At 53.1% G+C, this 19,735-nt stretch carries 20 protein-coding genes and 1 other RNA gene; 15 read left to right on the top strand and 6 right to left on the bottom strand.

All coding sequences use genetic code 11. From position 1 onward, the window contains the following. Positions 1-43: 43 nt before the first annotated feature. The 3 genes from QZV76_RS03320 to ald all read right to left on the bottom strand — a co-directional run bounded on the left by QZV76_RS03320 (position 44) and on the right by ald (position 3,428). Positions 44-1,660, bottom strand: a complete 1,617-nt coding sequence (locus QZV76_RS03320; RefSeq protein WP_290598368.1) for an alpha/beta hydrolase — start codon at positions 1,658-1,660, stop codon at positions 44-46. A 247-nt stretch (positions 1,661-1,907) separates the two neighbouring features. After that, positions 1,908-2,138 carry a hypothetical protein gene (locus QZV76_RS03315; RefSeq protein ID WP_290598367.1) on the bottom strand — a complete coding sequence of 77 codons (231 nt, stop codon included), beginning with the start codon at positions 2,136-2,138 and terminating at the stop codon, positions 1,908-1,910. A gap of 186 nt (positions 2,139-2,324) precedes the next feature. Next, on the bottom strand, positions 2,325-3,428 hold the full coding sequence (ald, locus tag QZV76_RS03310) for an alanine dehydrogenase (RefSeq protein WP_290598366.1): 1,104 nt from the start codon (positions 3,426-3,428) through the stop codon (positions 2,325-2,327). A 150-nt stretch (positions 3,429-3,578) separates the two neighbouring features. Between ald and QZV76_RS03305 the strand changes: the two genes are divergently transcribed. After that, positions 3,579-4,052: an Lrp/AsnC family transcriptional regulator gene (locus QZV76_RS03305; protein WP_290598365.1), complete on the top strand. Its 474-nt coding sequence runs from the start codon at positions 3,579-3,581 to the stop codon at positions 4,050-4,052. A 47-nt stretch (positions 4,053-4,099) separates the two neighbouring features. Here QZV76_RS03305 and rnpB read toward each other — a convergent pair. Further along, positions 4,100-4,499, bottom strand: an RNA gene (rnpB, locus tag QZV76_RS03300) — RNase P RNA component class A. Positions 4,500-4,583: 84 nt separating this feature from the next. Further along, positions 4,584-5,456 (bottom strand): Nif3-like dinuclear metal center hexameric protein, encoded by an 873-nt coding sequence (locus QZV76_RS03295; RefSeq protein WP_290598364.1) that lies wholly within the window; start codon positions 5,454-5,456, stop codon positions 4,584-4,586. A 116-nt stretch (positions 5,457-5,572) separates the two neighbouring features. Between QZV76_RS03295 and QZV76_RS03290 the strand changes: the two genes are divergently transcribed. After that, on the top strand, positions 5,573-6,274 hold the full coding sequence (locus QZV76_RS03290) for an HAD hydrolase-like protein (RefSeq protein ID WP_290598363.1): 702 nt from the start codon (positions 5,573-5,575) through the stop codon (positions 6,272-6,274). Between the two features lie 102 nt (positions 6,275-6,376). Here the strand turns inward: QZV76_RS03290 and QZV76_RS03285 are convergent, their stop codons facing one another. After that, entirely contained in the window at positions 6,377-6,697 is a 321-nt protein-coding gene (locus tag QZV76_RS03285; protein WP_290598362.1) for a hypothetical protein, read from the bottom strand. A 185-nt stretch (positions 6,698-6,882) separates the two neighbouring features. Here QZV76_RS03285 and QZV76_RS03280 point away from each other — a divergent pair, with 185 nt between their 5' ends. The 13 genes from QZV76_RS03280 (at position 6,883) to nuoL (ending at position 19,735) form a co-directional block, all read left to right on the top strand. Beyond that, a complete protein-coding gene (locus tag QZV76_RS03280; RefSeq protein WP_290598361.1) occupies positions 6,883-7,335 on the top strand; it encodes a response regulator in 453 nt (150 codons plus the stop codon). A gap of 76 nt (positions 7,336-7,411) precedes the next feature. Continuing rightward, on the top strand, positions 7,412-7,771 hold the full coding sequence (locus tag QZV76_RS03275; RefSeq protein ID WP_290598360.1) for an NADH-quinone oxidoreductase subunit A: 360 nt from the start codon (positions 7,412-7,414) through the stop codon (positions 7,769-7,771). Positions 7,772-7,821: 50 nt separating this feature from the next. Beyond that, positions 7,822-8,418, top strand: a complete 597-nt coding sequence (locus tag QZV76_RS03270; RefSeq protein ID WP_290598359.1) for an NADH-quinone oxidoreductase subunit B — start codon at positions 7,822-7,824, stop codon at positions 8,416-8,418. Continuing rightward, the gene (locus QZV76_RS03265) at positions 8,411-9,112 is read left to right on the top strand and encodes an NADH-quinone oxidoreductase subunit C (RefSeq protein ID WP_306558915.1); all 702 of its coding nucleotides are present in this window, start codon (positions 8,411-8,413) and stop codon (positions 9,110-9,112) included. The genes QZV76_RS03270 and QZV76_RS03265 overlap by 8 nt, the downstream gene beginning before the upstream one ends. Further along, entirely contained in the window at positions 9,112-10,482 is a 1,371-nt protein-coding gene (locus tag QZV76_RS03260; RefSeq protein ID WP_290598358.1) for an NADH-quinone oxidoreductase subunit D, read from the top strand. Before QZV76_RS03265 ends, QZV76_RS03260 begins: the two co-directional genes overlap by 1 nt. Further along, positions 10,479-11,177: an NAD(P)H-dependent oxidoreductase subunit E gene (locus tag QZV76_RS03255; RefSeq protein ID WP_290598357.1), complete on the top strand. Its 699-nt coding sequence runs from the start codon at positions 10,479-10,481 to the stop codon at positions 11,175-11,177. Before QZV76_RS03260 ends, QZV76_RS03255 begins: the two co-directional genes overlap by 4 nt. A 1-nt stretch (position 11,178) precedes the next feature. After that, positions 11,179-12,489, top strand: a complete 1,311-nt coding sequence (gene nuoF, locus QZV76_RS03250) for an NADH-quinone oxidoreductase subunit NuoF (protein WP_290598356.1) — start codon at positions 11,179-11,181, stop codon at positions 12,487-12,489. Then, positions 12,489-14,819, top strand: a complete 2,331-nt coding sequence (locus QZV76_RS03245; RefSeq protein ID WP_290598355.1) for an NADH-quinone oxidoreductase subunit G — start codon at positions 12,489-12,491, stop codon at positions 14,817-14,819. Before nuoF ends, QZV76_RS03245 begins: the two co-directional genes overlap by 1 nt. Continuing rightward, positions 14,812-16,101 (top strand): NADH-quinone oxidoreductase subunit NuoH, encoded by a 1,290-nt coding sequence (gene nuoH, locus QZV76_RS03240; protein ID WP_290598354.1) that lies wholly within the window; start codon positions 14,812-14,814, stop codon positions 16,099-16,101. The genes QZV76_RS03245 and nuoH overlap by 8 nt, the downstream gene beginning before the upstream one ends. After that, positions 16,098-16,637 (top strand): NADH-quinone oxidoreductase subunit NuoI, encoded by a 540-nt coding sequence (gene nuoI / locus QZV76_RS03235; RefSeq protein WP_290598353.1) that lies wholly within the window; start codon positions 16,098-16,100, stop codon positions 16,635-16,637. The genes nuoH and nuoI overlap by 4 nt, the downstream gene beginning before the upstream one ends. A 2-nt stretch (positions 16,638-16,639) precedes the next feature. Beyond that, positions 16,640-17,497 (top strand): NADH-quinone oxidoreductase subunit J, encoded by an 858-nt coding sequence (locus tag QZV76_RS03230; RefSeq protein WP_290598352.1) that lies wholly within the window; start codon positions 16,640-16,642, stop codon positions 17,495-17,497. A gap of 4 nt (positions 17,498-17,501) precedes the next feature. Continuing rightward, positions 17,502-17,801 (top strand): NADH-quinone oxidoreductase subunit NuoK, encoded by a 300-nt coding sequence (gene nuoK, locus QZV76_RS03225; RefSeq protein ID WP_290598452.1) that lies wholly within the window; start codon positions 17,502-17,504, stop codon positions 17,799-17,801. A gap of 80 nt (positions 17,802-17,881) precedes the next feature. Beyond that, the gene (gene nuoL / locus QZV76_RS03220) at positions 17,882-19,735 is read left to right on the top strand and encodes an NADH-quinone oxidoreductase subunit L (protein WP_290598451.1); all 1,854 of its coding nucleotides are present in this window, start codon (positions 17,882-17,884) and stop codon (positions 19,733-19,735) included.

The following is a 19,735-nucleotide window of genomic DNA, read 5'->3' as shown; positions in this document are numbered from 1 at the left end:
GCTCATTGTTGCCGTATTTTGTGACTCTTGTTATTTGCTATGCTCACTTGGATGCTTTACACGTGACATGATCCTTGTAGATCTTCTTATGCACGATGAAGTCACCCACATAGCGGTCTACACACGAATGTCCACGCAGCGCAGCACAATGTCCTTCACCTACATACGTAAGTAATGGGGCATTCATATCGTGAGCTAGCTGTACACCAGACTGGTAGGGGGTAGCAGGATCCCCTGTTGTGGACACGACAAGAATATTCCCGTTGCTTCGTGCCGTAGATTTATGCGATTTAATAGTGTGATGTGCTGGCCACATGGAGCACAGATCGATCGGGGCGTCTTCTACTGCACCACCTGGATCAGCAAATCGCATTTCCTTAACATAGCGACGTGTCATATCAACCTGGCGAGCATGGCCTGTTGCTTCATGATCCATGCACAATACTGCTTGGAAAACGTCCTGTGTGTTGGTGTATGCCCCATCAAGAGAACGCCCATAATACGAGTCAGACAAGGCAAGGAGAATATCTCCACCGGCTTTGAGCTTAAGCTGCTGCAACCCTAATTTCAGAAGGGGCCAGGCAGTATCTGTATAGAGGGCGCCAATAACGGCATAGACAGAGTCGGACCAGCTAAGGAGACGTCCCTTCATAAGAGTGCCAGCAGGCTTTTTCTGCAGTGGCCACACAAGCTTATGGAACTCCTCCGTAGCTTTAGCCGGATTATCTCCAAGAGGGCAAGCTCCTGTCTTAACACACCACTGTGCCCATGCATCAAAGGATTTTTGGAACCCTCTTCCCTGGTTAATGGCAGATTCCACACTATCCTCAGTGGGGTCTACCACACCATCAAGAACAAGGGCGCGTACTTTGTTGGGGAATGCCTCTGCATATTGCGACCCGAGGAATGTACCGTACGAGTATCCAATGTAGGTAAGTTTCTCATCACCAATAGCGGCACGGATAACATCCATATCGCGAACAACGTCACGAGTACCCATGTGGGCCAGGAATGTTGCTCCTACATTCCTTATACATCCGTTCATATAGGCACGGTTTTGCTGGTTTTGATACGCCACCGCCTGCCGTGTGAATGTGGCCTCGCCAAATGTACGCTTCTGGTCAAAGTCCTCATTAGAAATACATTTCAAATTCGGCCCCGAGGAACCAATTCCACGTGGGTCAAAACCTACCAGATCGAAATGGTCAAGAATTTTGGCAGCACTAGCGGGCGACGCCAGACTCCCTGCCATATTAAGTCCTGAGCCACCGGGGCCACCGGGGTTAATAAGCATGCCTCCCCAGCGTTTCCCCTTAGCCCGCACGCGAGACACCGCGATTGTCGCTACCGCAGGTTTACCCTTCTCCACTTTCCACGGGTTCCCCAATGCTTTATCTTGCTTAATGACATCTGGGTAGACGACGGGAACAGTAACGGTACCGCATTCCATCTTTCCTAAATTACGGAATGTTTTATACCGCTCGAGGAAGGTGGATGCCTGTAGCGCATTATCGAGGCATGGCCCCCATTTCACGCGCTGCTTATAGAACTCCTTTAATGCAGGATCCTTCTCCCCCATTGCTGGATTCGTCATGCTGTACACGTCTTTTGCAGACGCCACTGTAACGGTAGAGGCACCCGTTGAGGCCACAAGTCCCATTGACAGCACCAGTATGCCTAACTTTGTGCTTAACCTACGCCACCCGCCACGCAAGCCCCGTCGCATATTTTCTCCCGTCGTTTCTATCTACTGAGACGTAACACGCTCATGGTGTCTATAGTTTCACAGGAGTAACCCTTTTTGGGAGAACAGAACATAACAATATTATTTCTTTTCCTGTAGCCTCTCTCCGGCTAGCATGGAAGCCACCATCAATCAATAGGGTAAATTGACCAGATATTTTGGTTTACTGCTGGTCACGCATATCTTCAGCGTCTGCTTCTGCATTATGACGGGCAATAGAATCACGCCAGTGCGAAGCAGCCTCTGCCGATGGATAGGGACCTAAACGGGTACCCCATTCACGCCGTATACCCTGTGTAATTTCGCCAGTACGCGTGTTGACATACCACTTATCGTTGTTGCTGCCTGTGTCATTACTTTTGTCGCTATCCGTCATAGCGTCATTATCTCTCACTACACAGCACTTGGCAGGTGTATTCTTTCTCCTTCTCACAAATACTATCTGTAGATACTCGTCTGTGGATGCTGTCCGCTAATACAGCCCATAAATACGACGAGACCCGCACCCTTGGGTGCGGGCGTCGTCTCTATCACACAACACGCCTCCCGTTAGAGACTGTCTACGTGAACTTGCTGAGAGCTAGTCCAATGTAGCCAACGGGAGTCCACGAGCCTCTGCCACAGGAGCAGAATAAATCTGCCCCTTATGGGTGGAGAGGCCGGCCTTTAATGCGGGGTTCTCCGCCACCGCTTTTTCCCATCCTTTATCAGCAAGCTGCAGAATGTAGGGAAGCGTGGCGTTGGAGAGCGCCCAGGTAGAAGTATTAGGAACGGCACCTGGCATGTTTGCGACACAGTAGAAAACAGTGTCGTGCACAGTGAAAGTGGGGTCATCGTAAGTGGTGGGGTGCGAATCCTCGAAGCAGCCGCCTTGGTCTATAGCAATATCAATAAGAACAGACCCAGGCTGCATGTGAGCAACCATATCGTTAGTAACAAGCTTCGGGGTAGAACTACCCGGAATAAGGACAGAACCGATCACAACGTCAGCAGTTTCTAGCGCCTTCGCAATTTCGGCGCGGTTGGATACTACTGTGTGAACACGACCCTGGTAGATGTCGTCGAGTCTCTTCAACGCAGCGATATTGATATCAAAAACAGTGACGTCTGCACGCATACCAGCAGCGATAGCAACGGCGTTAGAACCGGCTGTACCTGCACCAAGAACAACCACGTTAGCAGGGCGCACACCACTTACCCCGCCCAGTAGTTTGCCGTTTCCACCATTGTGTTTCATGAGGTACTGGGCGCCTATCTGGACGGAGAGACGGCCAGCTACCTCGGACATGGGGGCAAGGAGTGGAAGTTTATGGTCGGGAGTTTGCACAACTTCGTAAGCAATAGAAGTTGTTCCTGCTTTTAGAAGGGCATCGCAGCAGTCAGTACATGCAGCGAGGTGAAGATAAGTGAAGAGTACCTGATCAGCGCGCATACGATGGAATTCTTCGGCGATGGGCTCCTTTACTTTGACAATAAGATCGCCCTGCTTCCACACATCATCGGCAGTGTCTACCATAGTGGCACCAGCCTCTATGTACTCCTCGTCAGAGAAGCTAGAACCAACGCCTGCAGATTTTTCCACGACAACATCGTGGCCACGGTGTACAAGTTCGGCAACACCAGATGGGGTAACGGAGACGCGGAATTCATTGCTCTTGACTTCTTTAGGAATGCCAATGCGCATTTTTTATTACTCCTGAAAAATATTGTGATGTCCCATATTCTGTTTGCGTATATGGGTCCCAATATGATTCTTGGGTTATGCTCATTCTGGATAATATTCGGTAATATAGCAACTATTCCGAAAAATATTTCTACTCCAGGAATGAAAACTATGGAATCTTCGCTGATACAGCCCCATCAGTTAGATGACATCGACCGCAAGATTCTTCGTATTCTTGAAGAAAACGGGAATATCGCCAATAAAGATTTAGCGGCAGAAGTAGGAGTAGCACCTTCCACTACGTCCGCCCGCGTAAAAGCCCTCACCGACAACGGTATTATCCGCGGTATTTACGCTGATATTGACCCACAGCTTGTTGGCCAAGGATTGCAAGCAATGATCGCAGTACGACTGCACGCGGGTTCTCGCATGGATATGGATACCTTCGGGAAAACAATGGCCGCTCTCCATGGTGTGCAGGATGTGTATTTTGTAGGCGGGCTCGACGACTACCTCATTCACGTCTGTATGCGTGACACGGCTGAGCTTTCCGATTTTGTATCCCACCAGTTGAACAACAATCCGGCGGTGGCGAATACACAAACAATGCTCATCTTTGAGCATCATCATCACTCAATATTGTGAAGCGCGGTGACGGTTTCCCTACCTCTTGAAAGGTCTCTAGCGAGAGGTAAATGAGTCAGCCGATAAGCCGGATTCTGTTCCTACAAGCACCGCTCACAGGCGACCGTCATCCATCTGGATACATCGTTGCCGAGTACCTCAAGCGATCCACCCGCGCACTTCAGCGAGCAGCCGTCAACCATGCGCGCAGCCTCACAATCGTGAAGCCTTTGATCTTGCTCCGAGTGGGGTTTACCAAGCTACTGCCGTCACCGACAATACTGGTGCGCTCTTACCGCACCTTTTCACCCTTACCACCGAAGTGGCGGTTTGTTTTCTGTGGCACTATCCCGCGGGTCACCCCGGGTTGCCGTTAGCAACCACCCTGCTCTATGGAGTCCGGACTTTCCTCGACGGGGACTACTTAGGTTATAAGGTTTCCCCAACCGCGACAGCCTAGCTGACTCATTTACCGGTGTTTAGTGTACTAGCTACTCCCCCATTTACCGCAGCCGGCCCATGAGCTATCCCGTAACTATCTGGAGCATGCAGTTAGCTATCCTGTGATGGAGCATGCAGCGTCCAGGGATCTGTAACAATAGGAAGAACTGTAACGTCAATACCAAGTTGCGTGTGCAGTAACTGAGCCACCTGGGCCAACCACGGATATTCACTGGCAGCATGCGCAGTATCAATGACTGCCGTTCCACCAGCCTGGAGAAAATCATCAACGGGATGGTGACGAAGATCAGACGTCACGTAGCAATCTACCCCGGCTTCTCGTACCACATCCAGAAAACTACCCCCTGAGCCACCGCATACCGCAACGGTTTCAATACGTGTTTGAGGGTCTCCTGCAGCTCGTATTCCCCATACTGTGCGGGGAAGTGATGCTGCGACAACATTGGTAAATTCGCGGAGTGTTAACGGTTTAGTAAGAGTGCCAATTCGTCCTAAACCAGGAGCATGCTTGTCTCCGTTATTGCCCGGAGAGTGTGGGATCAGTGGTCCGGTGACGGTAAGGCCCAGTGCTTCTGCGAGGGCATCGTTGACACCCGGATTTGCGCTATCAGCATTGGTATGTGCACAAAAAAGTGCGCACCCTGCAGAGATAGCGCGGTGGATAAGTTTTCCTTTGGGAGTGTTAGCAGCCACGGAATGGACAGAGTCGAAAAGGACCGGATGGTGAGTGATAACCATCTGTGCATGTTCTGCCAATGCTGCATCCAAAGTAGCCGGCGTAAGGTCCACCGCGCAGCAGACGTGCTTAACGACCGCAGTAGGGTCACCACACACCAGTCCAGGGTGATCCCACTGTTCGGCAAAGTCCGGTGGATATGCTTCTTCCATAACCGCCATAACATCCTGAACAGTGCACTGTCCCTGTCCCCCAGGCATATTCGTCATATCCGTCATCTCTCCCATTTCCGCCGGTTCCTTCCCATCCGTCCCACAACGAATAGCCTATCGTCCTTACTTCTATCCTTATCGCTATCCTGGTCTCCTCTTCCTGATTTCATACAATGTGAGACACTGAAAATATGAGTAATCCTCAACCTTCTGTTTTCCAGACATCTGCCCCTATTGTGCTTTTGGATCTTGATGGGACTCTTATCGATTCACTCTCAACTGTGCAGGACACCCTATGTTTAACTGCTGAGGTATTGGGCAAAGAACGCCCCTCAGATGAATTTCTTTCTTCTGTAGCAGGCCCTCCTATGCAGGTAACAATGGCTCGGCTAGGGTGGAGCCCCGCAGAAATAGAAGAGGGAAAACGCTTCTACTTCAACCACTATGACACGTGCATGTGGGACAAACCAGAACTTTTTACGGGGATAAAAACTGCCCTTAATAAGCTTTCCGCCATGGGATACGAACTGTATTTGGCTACTTCAAAAAGAGAAAAAGTTGCCTCTAAAACTCTTCAGCACGTAGGGATTCACTCTTATTTCACCGAAATAGTTGGTGCTCATGACGATGGGCGTACGAGGCAGACGAAAGACGAGGTTATTGCCGAGGCCCTACGTCGTGCTGGAGATGAGCCAGCGGCTCCACAACGCCGCTATGTGATGGTCGGTGACCGCATCCATGACGTGGAGGGAGCCAAGGTTTTTGGGATTAAAACGATTCTGTGTACGTGGGGTACGGGTTCTCCGGCAGAGTGGGATCACGCTGCCAGCACTGTCAATGATCCCGCAGATCTTCCTGCCGCTATTCGCGCCCTTTTACCGGTTTCCTCATAGATACTCGATAGACACATATAGATGCAGAATTAACCAAAAAGTTGGTTAAAGAGTTCACTTGTACGAACTCATTAACAAATACAGAAGAATACAGAGAGACAGCTAACGGGCGTACCCGAAGTAGTATCCCAGGATAACAAGGAAGAAAATTACTGCCGCAGCAATCATTCCGTACGCTAGCGTCGCTGACGGATGGCGGGAACGGATAATGCCAACGGATCCACCTGTCGTTACAACAGCGGCAACAAGTCCGATAAGTGGGACAGCAAGAGTCCATTCTGTGGGATTCATAATTGAATGTGAAACTGTCGAAATTAGTGTCACACCGAGGATAAATAGCAACCCAGTGACAGCTGTCCCCGCGAGAAGTCCTGCCAGAAAAAGACCAATGTTAACAAGTACATACCTGGTCTGAGTGCTCATTTACACCCTCTCACTGCGAAAAAGATTACCCTTAGAGTATCGAAAAGATTCTATTGCTGCTGAACTCAGGTAGATGTCTCACAATGTCATTTATTACTACTTAGGGTCGCCTAACCTGCATATTTGTCCAAAACTCTTTACCTATTGATGCATAAAATAATGTCAAAACTAGGTAGGCTAATCACATGTCCGATAATACTGTGACTCTCCACACAGAACCGTCTCATGCGCAATTACGGATTGCGATTTATTCAGACAGACCACAGCTACGCGAGGACGTCCACTCAGCATTCGGCACCTCTATAGCACCAGACCTGCCTGCCGTTGACGTCATCGATTTTGCTACGGGCCCCGCACTAATCCGTGCGCTACACAACAAAGAACTCGATCTTTGTGTACTCGATGGAGAAACCGCCCCCCTCGGCGGCATGGGTCTCAGCTATCAAATCAATGCTGAAATCGACGATCATCCACCGCTTCTTGTACTTCTGCAACGCCGTGATGACGCCTGGCTATCAACCTGGAGTAAAGCCGACGCCGTCTACTTACTCCCAGTTGACCCCATTAGTCTCCCCCGCGCCGCTGCAGCTCTTCTTCGACCGGAGATAGGGGAAACCTCGAAGATATCAGAGACATAGACAGACATACTGCACTGCTGCCTATAAACGAACTTCTTGACTTTTTAATAACGCTCACGTGTGAGAGGAAACCAACGTGTCGTATTACATTCCCATTCTGGCAATGGTAATTCTTGCAGCACTGTTCGTGCTGGCGATGGTGGCCGCATCCGTTTCTATCGGTCCGCACCGTTACAACAAATCCAAGTTTGACGTTTATGAGTGTGGTGTAGATGCAGTCGATCGACCTGAAAACGGCGGTCGCATGTCTCTCAAATACTTCACCATTGCCATGATGTTTCTCATCTTCGACGTTGAGACCATCTTCCTGTTTCCCTGGGCTATCACCTTCGACAAGATGGGCTGGTTCCTCCTGGTAGAGATGCTCCTCTTCGTTGCCACTCTGCTAGTTGCCTACCTTTATGTTTGGCGCCGTGGAGGACTGGATTGGGAATGATCGACACCCGCTTTTGTACTACCTACTCAATCAAGTGACTGGAATTCGATATGGGAATTGAAGACAAACTTTCAGGTGGGTTCGTTACCACCACCACAGAATGGCTGTTTGGCCTCACCCGCGAGTGGTCAGTCTGGCCCGTCACCTTCGGTCTCGCCTGCTGTGCTTTCGAAATGATGTCTTATGCGGGTCCGCGCTTCGACTCATCTCGTTGGGGACAGGAAGTATTCCGCGCCTCCCCCCGTCAGTCCGACCTCATGATTATTTCTGGTCGCGTCAGCCAAAAAATGGCCCCCATTATGCGCCGCGTCTATGACCAGATGCCAGATCCCAAATGGGTTATTGCCATGGGTGCTTGCTCTTCTTCCGGCGGCGTTTTTAACAACTACGCCATTGTGCAAGGTGCTGACCACATCGTTCCAGTGGACCTCTACATCCCCGGCTGTCCCCCACGCCCCGACATGCTAATCGATGCCTCTTTCAAGCTACGCGCCATGATCGCCAAGAAAACTCAACTTGGTGAAAAGCACATTATCGCAGATGAAAAGGCTAAGGAAGCAGCTGCACTAGCCGGCGAAGTGCGCGTTGCCGACGAAAAGCTCATTCACTTTAAGAAGAAAGGCAAGAAGGGAGGGGCACATGACTAATAACCCTCACAACACTGATAATCAGTCTGATATGTCCACCACTACGGGTAACAGTTGGACTCCCTTCGCCGCCAAGCAGGGCATGTGGACCGACGGTACAGGAGATACCTCTGGTTTTTCCCACATTGTGCGACTACCTGCCCGTATTGTTCCCCTTGCTCGTCCGTTTGGCGGGGATTTAGACGCGATTTTTGATCGTCTCTTCACACTCGTCCCCGAAGTTGCTGACGCCCCCGTCACCACCTTCACTGACATGCCCACGATCTATATTCCCCGCGAGCACCTGCTGAAAACCATGCAGGCATTACGCGATGATGAAGAACTCCGGTACGAACTGTGTACCTCCATCTCCGGCGTACACTACCCCACAGAAAAAGACGCCGAACTGCACAGTGTCTACCACCTGCTCTCCATGAGCCACAATCGACGTCTTCGTGTAGAAGTCGTATGCCCGGCCGCAGAGCCTCATATTCCCTCCGTTGTCAGAATCTATCCCGGCGCTAACTACCATGAACGCGAAACCTGGGACATGTTTGGCATTATCTTCGACGGACACCCCGGCCTTACCCGCATTCTTATGCCGGATGATTGGCAGGGACACCCGCAACGGAAGGACTACCAACTCGGAGGAATACCAGTTGAATTCCATGGCACAGAAGTGCCACCTGTGGAGGAACGGAGGAAGTACCGCTAATGACTACTCCTAAAGAAAACCTCGCGTCTCCCACCGGTGTGAGCTCTATCGAGCAACTTTTCGACGCTGACCCCGATGCTGTGGAACTCACCGCAGAAGACGGCGACTGGCAGGAAATTGTCGACTACCAGATACAAAAAAACAGTAGTCGCATGATTATTAACATGGGTCCTGCTCACCCCTCGACTCACGGTGTTATGCGCCTATGCCTCGAACTGGATGGCGACATCGTTACCAACCTGCGTCCCGCCATCGGCTACCTCCACACCGGTATTGAAAAAACCTGTGAGGCCCGCACCTGGACACAAGGTTCCGCATTGGTTACCCGCGCCGACTATGTGGCACCACTCTTCAACGAGGCTGTTTATGTTATGGCGGTTGAAGAACTTCTTGGCATTACCGACAAGATTCCAGAACGCGCCCAAATTATTCGCGTCCTTATGCTTGAGCTCAACCGTATCGCCTCCCACCTTGTTGCCATTGGCACCGGCGGTAACGAACTCGGTGGCGTAACGCTCCTGACCAACGGTCTCCGCGAACGCGAAATGATCCTCGATTTCTTCGAAGCCGTCACTGGTCTGCGCATGAATCACGCGTTCTTCCGCCCCGGCGGCGTCGCCAACGACCTGCCGGACTACGGACTTGAGAAACTTGACGAAACACTCAAGTGGCTCGACGAACGTCTTCCTGACTTCGACAAAATGTGTAACGAAAACCCCATCCTCCGCAAGCGCATGCTGGGCATTAGCTACCTTGACCTCACCGGTTGCATGACGCTCGGCGTGACTGGTCCGCGTCTGCGTGCCGCTGGAGTTGAATGGGACCTTCGCAAGAAGCAACCCTACCTCGGCTACGAAACCTACGACTTCGATATTCCGGTGTGGAATACCTGCGATGCTTACGGAGCTTTCCGTGTCCGCCTCGCTGAAATGTATGAATCTTTGAAGATCTGCCACCAGTGCCGTGATCGTCTTGCCGACACCCAGGGACAGCCTTTCATGATTGAGGATCCTAAGATCTCTCGCCCCGCCAACCTGGCTGTTTATGACGATGGCCAGGGTAACTCCTTTGAACATGTCCGCAAGATTATGGGCGAAGACATGGAAGCCCTCATTCACCACTTCAAACTCGTGTCTGAAGGCATCACTGTTCCTGCCGGGCAAGCCTATGTCGCCATTGAAAGCCCTAAAGGCGAACTGGGGTGCCACGTGGTCTCTGATGGCGGAACTCATCCTTACCGTATTCATCTACGTGACCCTGGATTCCACCACCTGCAAGCCCTTCCCGCCATGTGTGAAGGTGGCATGCTGTCCGATGTTGTCGCTGCGGTCGGTAGTATCGACCCTGTTCTGGGAGGTGTTGATCGGTGATCGAAGCCGAATTTATCTCCAAATTTGATGATGCTGATGCTGTCGATATGAGCGACACAACCACCAACATCACTGAGGAAAACATTAAAGAACTGCACATTCTTGCAGACCGTTACCCACAGGCACAATCCGCCATTATCCCCATGCTGCACCTGGTGCAGAGCATAGATGGGAAAGTAAGCGGTGAAGGTGTTCGCCATATTGCGCGCATCCTTGACCTCCCCGAAGCGGTCGTCCTGGGGGTAGTGACGTTCTACACCATGTTCCACAAAGAGGCAGTGGGTAAGCATCTTATTGGTGTTTGTACCACGTCCCTCTGCGCCGTCATGGGCGGCGACATGGTGTATGAAACCGTCCGTAAACACCTCGGTCTCGATGGCGAAGGCACCACCGAAGATGGTGCTTTCACACTGGAGCGCGTGGAATGCAACGCCGCCTGTGACTTTGCCCCTGTCATGATGCTGAACTGGGAGTTCATGGACAATATGACTCCTCGTAAAGCCATTGAGATTATTGAAAAACTTCGCAACGACGAAGAAGTCCACTCCACTCGTGGCCCACAGATTACCTCCTGGCGCGATAACGAACGCGTCCTCGCTGGTTTTAATGATGGCCGCGGCAATGACGGCCCCGCCGCCGGACACTCCTCCCTAGCTGGCTGGCGCATTGCCAATAACGTAAAGGAAGGCGAGTAACGTGACAGGACTCCTTACTCCCATCCTCTCCGAGCACTGGGGCGAGGCCACCCCGTGGAAACTGGACACCTACCAGTCCAACAAGGGGTATGAAGCACTCCGCAAGGCCCTCACTATGGAGCCTTCTGAGGTGCTCAACCTTATTAAAGACTCCGGACTACGCGGTCGTGGTGGTGCAGGCTTCCCCACTGGGGTGAAATGGTCCTTTGTTCCCCAAAACAATCCCAACCCCAAATACCTTGTTGTTAACGGAGACGAATCCGAACCCGGCACGTGCAAGGACATGCCGCTCATTATGGCAAGCCCGCACACGCTTGTCGAAGGTGCTCTTATCTCCTGCTACGCTTTCGGATCCGAGCAGGCTTTCATCTACCTCCGTGGAGAAGTTGTTCAGGTAGCCCGGCGCCTGCAGCAGGCAATTCAAGAAGCATACGATGCTGGCTTCGCCGGCGACAACGTTATGGGAACCGGCAAACGCCTTCACGTTATGGTGCACTCCGGTGCTGGTGCCTACATCTGCGGCGAAGAAACCGCCCTGCTGAACTCATTGGAAGGAAAGCGTGGGCATCCGCGCCTCCGTCCACCGTTCCCCGCTGTGGAAGGTCTTTATGCCTGCCCCACGGTTATTAACAATGTGGAGTCTATTTCTTCTGTCCCGGCGATTGTTCGCAATGGTGCCGACTGGTACCAGTCCATGGGGACAGAAAAGTCCAAGGGAGCAACTATCTATTCCCTGTCTGGCCATGTAAAGAATCCTGGCCAGTATGAGGCTCCTTTGGGTATTACCTTGCGTGAGCTTCTGGAACTATCCGGCGGTATCCGGGAAGGACACGAACTAAAGTTCTGGACTCCCGGTGGTTCCTCCACCCCCATCTTCACTGCAAAAGAACTTGATGTTCCGCTGGATTATGAAGGTGTGTCGGGTGCCGGCTCCATGTTGGGTACAAAGGCCCTCCAGATCTTTGACGAAACTACCTCGGTTGTTCGCACTACGACCCGTTTTGTTGAGTTCTATAAGCATGAATCGTGCGGTAAATGCACTCCGTGCCGTGAAGGTACTTGGTGGCTCGTACAGCTTCTGCAGCGTCTTGAGCGCGGCGAGGGCAAGCCGGGCGATGTCGACAAGCTATTGAGTATTGCCGGGAATATTGGCGGTAAGTCTTTCTGTGCTCTTGCAGATGGTGCTGTCGCCTGTGTTACTAGCGCTGTTAAACACTTCCGTGAAGAGTTTGAGGCCGGTTACACCACCCCCGCCTGGGAGCTCCTGCCATATGAGGCTAGTGCGCTCTTTAGTGATGAGGAGAACGTTTAATGAGCGATAACACCTCGACCACTCCCCAAGATAATCTTGTGACCTTGGAAATTGATGGTCAGTCCGTATCTGTACCGAAGGGAACGATGGTTATCCGCGCTGCGGAAAAGCTCGGAATTCGTATCCCCCGCTTCTGCGATCATCCTCTCCTTGATCCTGTCGCCGCTTGCCGCCAGTGCATGGTGGAAGTACCCGATGCTGGTAACGGGCGAGGGTTCCCCAAGCCCCAAGCGTCCTGCTCGCTGGCCGTAGCAGAAGGCATGGTTGTTAAAACTCAAGCATCGTCCATGCTGGCGAAAGAAGCACAGCGTGGCATTATGGAGCTTCTCCTTATTAACCACCCATTGGATTGCCCCATCTGCGACAAGGGTGGTGAATGTCCACTACAGAACCAGGCCATGTCCGATGGGCAGGGTGAGACGCGCTTCGATTGCGAGAAACGCCACTTCCCCACGCCGCTGCCGCTTGTCAGCAATGTCCTTCTTGACCGGGAACGCTGCGTTCTCTGTACACGGTGCACTCGTTTCTCCGAGCAAGTTTCCGGAGATCGGTGCATCGCCCTTGCCGAACGTGGCGCACGTCAGCAGATCTCCTCCGTACCGGAATCGGATGCTGGATCCTACTTCTCCGGCAATACTGTACAGATCTGCCCCGTTGGTGCTCTTACCAGCGCTGACTATCGTTTCCAGGCACGCCCCTTCGACCTCGTCTCCACCGAAACCACCTGTGAGCACTGCGCCAGCGGCTGTGCCCTGCGCGTTGACCACCGTCACAGCAAGATCACTCGTCGCTTGGCCGGTGAGGACGCTGACGTCAACCTCGAGTGGAACTGCGATAAAGGCCGCTACGGATTCCGCTACGGAACCCTTCCCGACCGCATCACTACCCCGCTCGTGCGCCGTGACGGCAAACTTATGGAAGCCTCCTGGCCAGAAGCAATTTCTTTGGCCGCTAAGGAACTCACGGCCGCAGGCTCTTCCGTAGGCGTTCTCACAGGTGCTTCCCATACCGTGGAAAACGCCTACGCCTACGCTGCTTTTGCCCGCAATGTTGTGGGAACTAACAATATCGACTTCCGTTCCGATAAAGAAACTGCGGAAGAAGCCGCATTCCTCACCCAGTACGTTGCTCACACAGCAGCAGGTGACACCATCACCTATCAGGATCTCGACGAGGCTAAGAAAGTTGTTCTTGTCTGCCTTGATCCGGAAAATGAAGCCGCTAACCTCTTCTTGCGTCTGCGCCGAGCCGTCCGTAAGAAGGGACTGCAGGTTGTCTCTATTGCCAGCCACCGCACTATCGGTACTGACAAGCTGAATGCTGAGGTTGTTACCTGCAAGCCTGGTACTGAAGCTGAGGCACTTACCCAGCTCGACGGCCTCGATAGCGACACCATCATTCTGGTGGGCGCACGCGCTGCCGCATCCACAGGAACCTTCAAAGCAGTAGTTGCAGCGGCCGACAAGACCGGTGCTCGCTTTGCATGGGTCCCCTTGCACGCGGGAGATCGTGGCGCTCTGGAAGCTGGCTGCCTCCCCACTGCAGACGGGATACCAACAAAGGCCATGCTGGAGGCCGCCGCCGCCGGAGAACTGCAGGCGCTAGTGTTAGGTGCACTGGATGAACGCGACTTCGCCGATATCCAGCTGCTGCGCAAAGCTGCCGACACTGCTTTCACCATCCAGCTGGCACAACGCCACACGGAGCTCAGTGACTGTGCGGATGTTGTCTTCCCTGTCAGCCTTATCTCTGAAGTGACAGGTCATTTCTTGAACTGGGAAGCACGCTGGCGAAACGTACAGCCACTCCACGGCGTACCCGTGACAACGATGTCTGATCGCCGGGTGTTGGGAACTATCGCCCAAGCGATGGGAACGAGTCTGAAGATTCCTGCCAGCACGAAGATTGCAGACCTTCTGCGCACCGCCGCCACTGGTACAGCAGGTGGCGCTATGCCACCCGTTGCGGATTCCGCTTCGCACGGACTTGTGCTTGATAGTTGGCGTGAGCTCATGGGAGACTCTGCTGCCCTTGACGGAACCATTTTCAAAGGTAGCGACCATCGTCGCGGCCGTCTGCGCGTCAGCCCTGCAACGGCTGCCGCCTATGGTCTTACCGCCGGTGGAGCCGCTACTGTGGCCACGTCACAAGGATCCATTACTCTTCCCGTTTCTGTTATCCCAGAGATGGCAGATGATGTTGTGTGGGTTCCCAGTAACGTCCCGGGCAACCCGCTCGCGGTAACCGGCGCAGAGCCTGGTGACCAGGTCACTCTTGTTCCATCAGACGATGCTCACACTGTTCGAATGGAGGTGCCATCCCGTGTCTGAAGACAACATTGGTGTGTGGGGTGACCCATGGTGGCTCGTTCTTGTTAAAGTCATCGTAATCTTTTGTATTCCCCTTTTCTTCGCCATTTTCTGTGTGTGGTTTGAACGGCGTATTCTCGCTTTCTTACAGCAGCGTGTCGGACCAAACATGGCAGGTCCCGCGGGTCTGCTACAGCCGTTCTCCGATGGTATTAAAACCATCATGAAGGAGGACTTCGCACCAGATAACGTTGATAAGTTTGTCTTCACCTTGGCGCCTATGCTGACCGGTCTGGCCGCCTTCACCACATGGGCAGTTATTCCTATTGGTGGCCGCGTCTCCATGGGTGGTCACTACACTCAACTTCAGCTGGGTGATCTCCCGGTAGCCGTTCTCTTCATTCTGGCTGTCGCATCCATCGGCACCTACGGCATCGTCCTAGCTGGTTGGGCATCTACCTCCCGATACTCACTCCTCGGTGGTCTCCGCTCCGCTGCCCAGATGATTTCCTACGAAGTCTCCATGGGGCTCGCCATTGTGTGTGTTGTGCTGGTCAGCCGCACCATGTCCACTGTAGGAATTGTGAATCACCAAGCCACCACACTGACCCTGTTTGGCTGGGATTCCCCCTTCCCCGCCCACAATTTCGTCCTTCTCACTCCCGCTTTCTGCATCTATGTTGTAGCCATGCTGGCGGAAGCGAACCGCGCCCCCTTCGACATGCCGGAATGTGAATCTGAGCTTGTTGGCGGTTATTCCACCGACTACTCCGGTTTCCGTTTCGCACTGTTCTACTTGGGCGAATACATGAACATGACAACATTGTCGGCTATCTGCGCCACCCTCTTCCTGGGTGGTTTCAACGCCCCCTGGCCACTCAACAACACGGCCATTGACGGAGGCTGGTGGGGTCTCCTCTGGTTCCTGCTGAAGGTTATTCTCTTCCTGTTCTTCTTTATCTGGGTTCGCGGTACTGTCCCCCGCTACCGCTACGACCAGCTGATGGCCATTGGGTGGAAGACTCTCCTGCCGCTTTCTATTGGCTGGCTCGTCCTCCTCGGTATCTATCAGAAGGCACGTGCTATGGCCGATCCTGGCACCTGGCTCACTGACGATGCCACTGCCATTGGTCTCGTCCTTATCTACCTTGCTATCTCGGCACTGGTTCTCTACTGCCAGCGTCGCCCCGTCGACAGTATGCTCAAGCCTGCTGCTGACACTTTTAACGCCACCTACCCGCTACCGATTTTCAAGGATAATCCCGCGCCTGCCGGTAAGCAGCGGAAGGAGAAACTGTCATGAGTATCTTCTCGCGCTGGGCGGGCCTCGGAGTAACTTTCCGAACCATGTTCCGGAAGAAGTTCACCGAAGAGTACCCGCTAAAGCCGAAGGTCACCGAACCCCGCTTCCATGGCCGTCACCAGCTGAATCGTTGGCCTGACGGACTAGAAAAATGTGTTGGTTGTGAGCTCTGCGCTTGGGCATGCCCAGCTGACGCTATTCGCGTGGAGGCAGCGGAAAACACTGAAGATGAGCGTTACTCTCCCGGTGAGCGGTACGGAGCTGTCTACGAAATCAACTATTTGCGCTGTATCTTCTGCGGCATGTGCATTGAGGCATGCCCCACGCGCGCACTGACCATGACCAATGACTTCGAGTTGGCCAATGCCTCCCGTGAAGCATTGATCTACGGCAAGGATAAACTTCTTGCCCCGCTAGAGGACGGCATGGAAATGCCGCCGCATCCGCGCCGTCTTGCCGATAACGAAAAGGGATATTTCATGGGACTGCCCTTACACGCAGACTCACGTGAATCACAGCAATTGGAGGAAGGATAACCATGGCGTTTACTCTCGCTTCTTCCACCACTATTGCGCCAATGATGACTCTTGCCGCTGGCAGCAGTGCTTCCCACATCTGGGGACAGGTCCTTTCCTGGATGTTGGCCATCGTCATTGTGGCAGCCGCAGTCTGTATGGTGCTGTCGAGAAAACTCATTCACTCGGCGTTGTACCTGCTGTTTGTCATGATTGGTATGGCCATCGAGTACGCAATCCTGCAGGCGCCTTTCGTCTTTGTCGTCCAGATTGTTGTTTATGCGGGCGCCATCATGGTGATGTTCCTCTTCATTGTGATGATGGTCGGGGCGAACGCGGACGCTGGGAAAGGCGATCCTATCCCCGGCCAGCGTATAGCCGCTATCCTTATGGCCCTGGCCATGATTATCATCACCGCTGTTGCAGTGTCGCTAGTGACATGGCCAGACCCCGTGGGACTTGATAAAGCCACTCATTCTGCTGGCGGTAATATCCCTGGACTTGGGCAGCTTATCTTCAACAAGTACGTCATTATCTTCGAAGTTCTCTCGGCGCTTCTCATTGTGGCCGCAGTCGGGACTATCGTTCTCACTCTCCGTACTCGTTCTAAGAAGCGTCCCAGCCAGCGTGAAACCATGGAAGCTCGCTTCCGCGCTTACGCCGAAAAGGGTACGGATGTTGGTGCCATGCCGGGTGCTGGTGTTTATGCTGCTAGCAACGCCATGGATGTTCCTGCTCTTCTCCCCGACGGTACAGAACTCCACTCCTCCATCTCTGATGAGATGTACGAATCTCGTGAAGCTCGTTCTGGACAAGAACTTGCTGAACAGACACAACAACATTACAAAGCTCTTGATAAGCACGAAGGAGAGGATGAGTAACATGATGTCCACAAGTTTCTACCTAGTCCTGTCCGCGATCCTGTTCGCCATCGGTATTATGGGCTTCCTCGTTCGCCGCAGCACACTGCTTGTGTTCATGTCCGTCGAACTCATGCTGAACTCCTGCAACCTGGGCTTTGTTGCTCTCGCACGCCAGTTTGGCAATCTTGACGGGCAAGTAGCTGCACTGTTTGTCATGGTGGTAGCTGCTGCTGAGGTAGTCGTTGGTCTTGCGATTGTGGTCGCAATGTGGCGCACCCAGTACACAGTGTCCGTCGATGAAGAACGTTCACTGAAAGGCTAGGCGCAGTGATATCTACTCTTCTTGCAACTGGACAGTCACTGACTGTCGCCCCACCCGCTGCCACGACAGCGGCCACTGTAGTGGCATGGCTTATTATCGGTCTGCCCCTCATTGGTGCTGCCCTACTCCTTATCGGTGGGCGTCTCCTGGATAGTTGGGGACACTGGCTAGCCGTCGTGCTGAGCTTTGCTTCCTTCGCCTGCGGCCTTACCCTCTTCATTCAAATGGTGGGCCGTTCTGCCGCGGATCGGGCACAAACAGCGTCCTTCTACACATGGATGTCTCTTCCCGGAATTCAGACGGATCTCAGTCTCCGGCTTGATCCCCTCTCCATTGTGTTCGTCCTCCTTATTACCGGCGTTGGCAGCCTCATCCACCTCTACTCGGTGGGTTACATGGCACACGATGAAAAACGCCGCAAGTTCTTCGCTTACCTCAACCTCTTCATGGCGGCCATGCTGCTACTCGTTCTTGGTAACAGCTACCTTGTCTTGTTCGTCGGTTGGGAAGGCGTCGGCTTGGCGTCCTACCTCCTTATCGGGTTCTGGGCACACCGTCCAGCTGCCGCGAATGCTGCTAACAAGGCTTTCATTATGAACCGTATGGGCGACGTGGGAATGATGCTTGCCATCGTCACCATGTTCAAGTATTTCGGTTCTACGGAATTCTCCACTGTGAATGCCCACATTAACGGCGTTGATAGTTGGATCCCCACGTTCCTCGGATTCATGCTCCTCCTGGGTGCCTGCGCTAAATCCGCACAGGTTCCCTTCCAGGCATGGCTACTTGACGCTATGGAAGGCCCCACCCCCGTGTCGGCCCTCATTCACGCCGCCACTATGGTAACCGCCGGTGTCTACTTGGTTGTCCGCAGTGGCAGTATCTACCAGCGTTCCTCGTCAGCTGCCCTGGCAGTTGTCATCATCGGTACTATTACCCTCCTGGTTGGTGCCTGGATCGGTAGTTCTAAAGATGACATCAAGAAGATACTTGCCGGTTCCACCATGTCGCAGATTGGTTACATGATTCTTGCCGCAGGAATTGGCCCCGCCGGCTACGCGCTGGCCATCTTCCACCTTGTTACGCACGGTTTCTTCAAGGCCAACATGTTCCTTGGTGCTGGCTCCATCATGCACGCAATGGATGACAGCACAGACATGCGTCGCTTCGGTGGATTGCGCAAGGCAATGCCCTGGACCTTCTTCACCTTCGCGGCAGGCTACCTGGCCATTATCGGTTTCCCCGGATTCGCTGGCTTCTTCTCCAAAGACCCCATTATTGAAGTCGCTTTTGACCGCGGCTGGGTCTTCGGCCTGGCTGCCCTCATCGGTGCTGGCGTCACTGCTTTCTACATGACCCGCCTTATGATGATGACGTTCTTCGGCGAAAAGCGCTGGGAAAAGGGCGTAGATCCACACGAGGCTCCCGTCACCATGGTTATTCCGCTTGTTATTCTCGGTATCTTCTCCGTAATCGGCGGTTTCCTCCTGGTCAACAGTATGGGTGACTGGCTCAACCCGGCAGTGGGTGGAACCGCTGAACTCAGCATGGGTCACTTCAGCTGGGATTCGGCAGTCACTCTGATAGTTGTCATTATTGGTGTCCTTATTGGCTGGCTGGTCTTCCGCAAGCCCATTCCCACGACCCGCGAGAATGCTCCTCTGTACACCCGCATTGGCGACAACGCTTTCTATGGCGACACCATCAACGAGTACATTGCAGTGAAACCCACCAACGGACTTTCACAAACTGCAGCTTTCCTCGACCGTCGAGCCATTAACCCTGCGGTTGATGGCGGTGGACGTGGCCTGATTAGTCTGTCCGGCGTGTTGTCGCGTCTTCAGAATGGTTTGATTCGTAGCTATGGTCTCCTCATGGTTGTAGGCGCGGCAGTTCTTGCAGCTGTTGCACTCATCCTCGGACAGCTGGCATAG

The sequence above is a fragment of the Lawsonella sp. genome, from assembly GCF_011525565.1.
Classification (GTDB): domain Bacteria; phylum Actinomycetota; class Actinomycetes; order Mycobacteriales; family Mycobacteriaceae; genus Lawsonella; species Lawsonella clevelandensis_A.
This window is presented reverse-complemented; position numbering and strand designations above follow the sequence as displayed.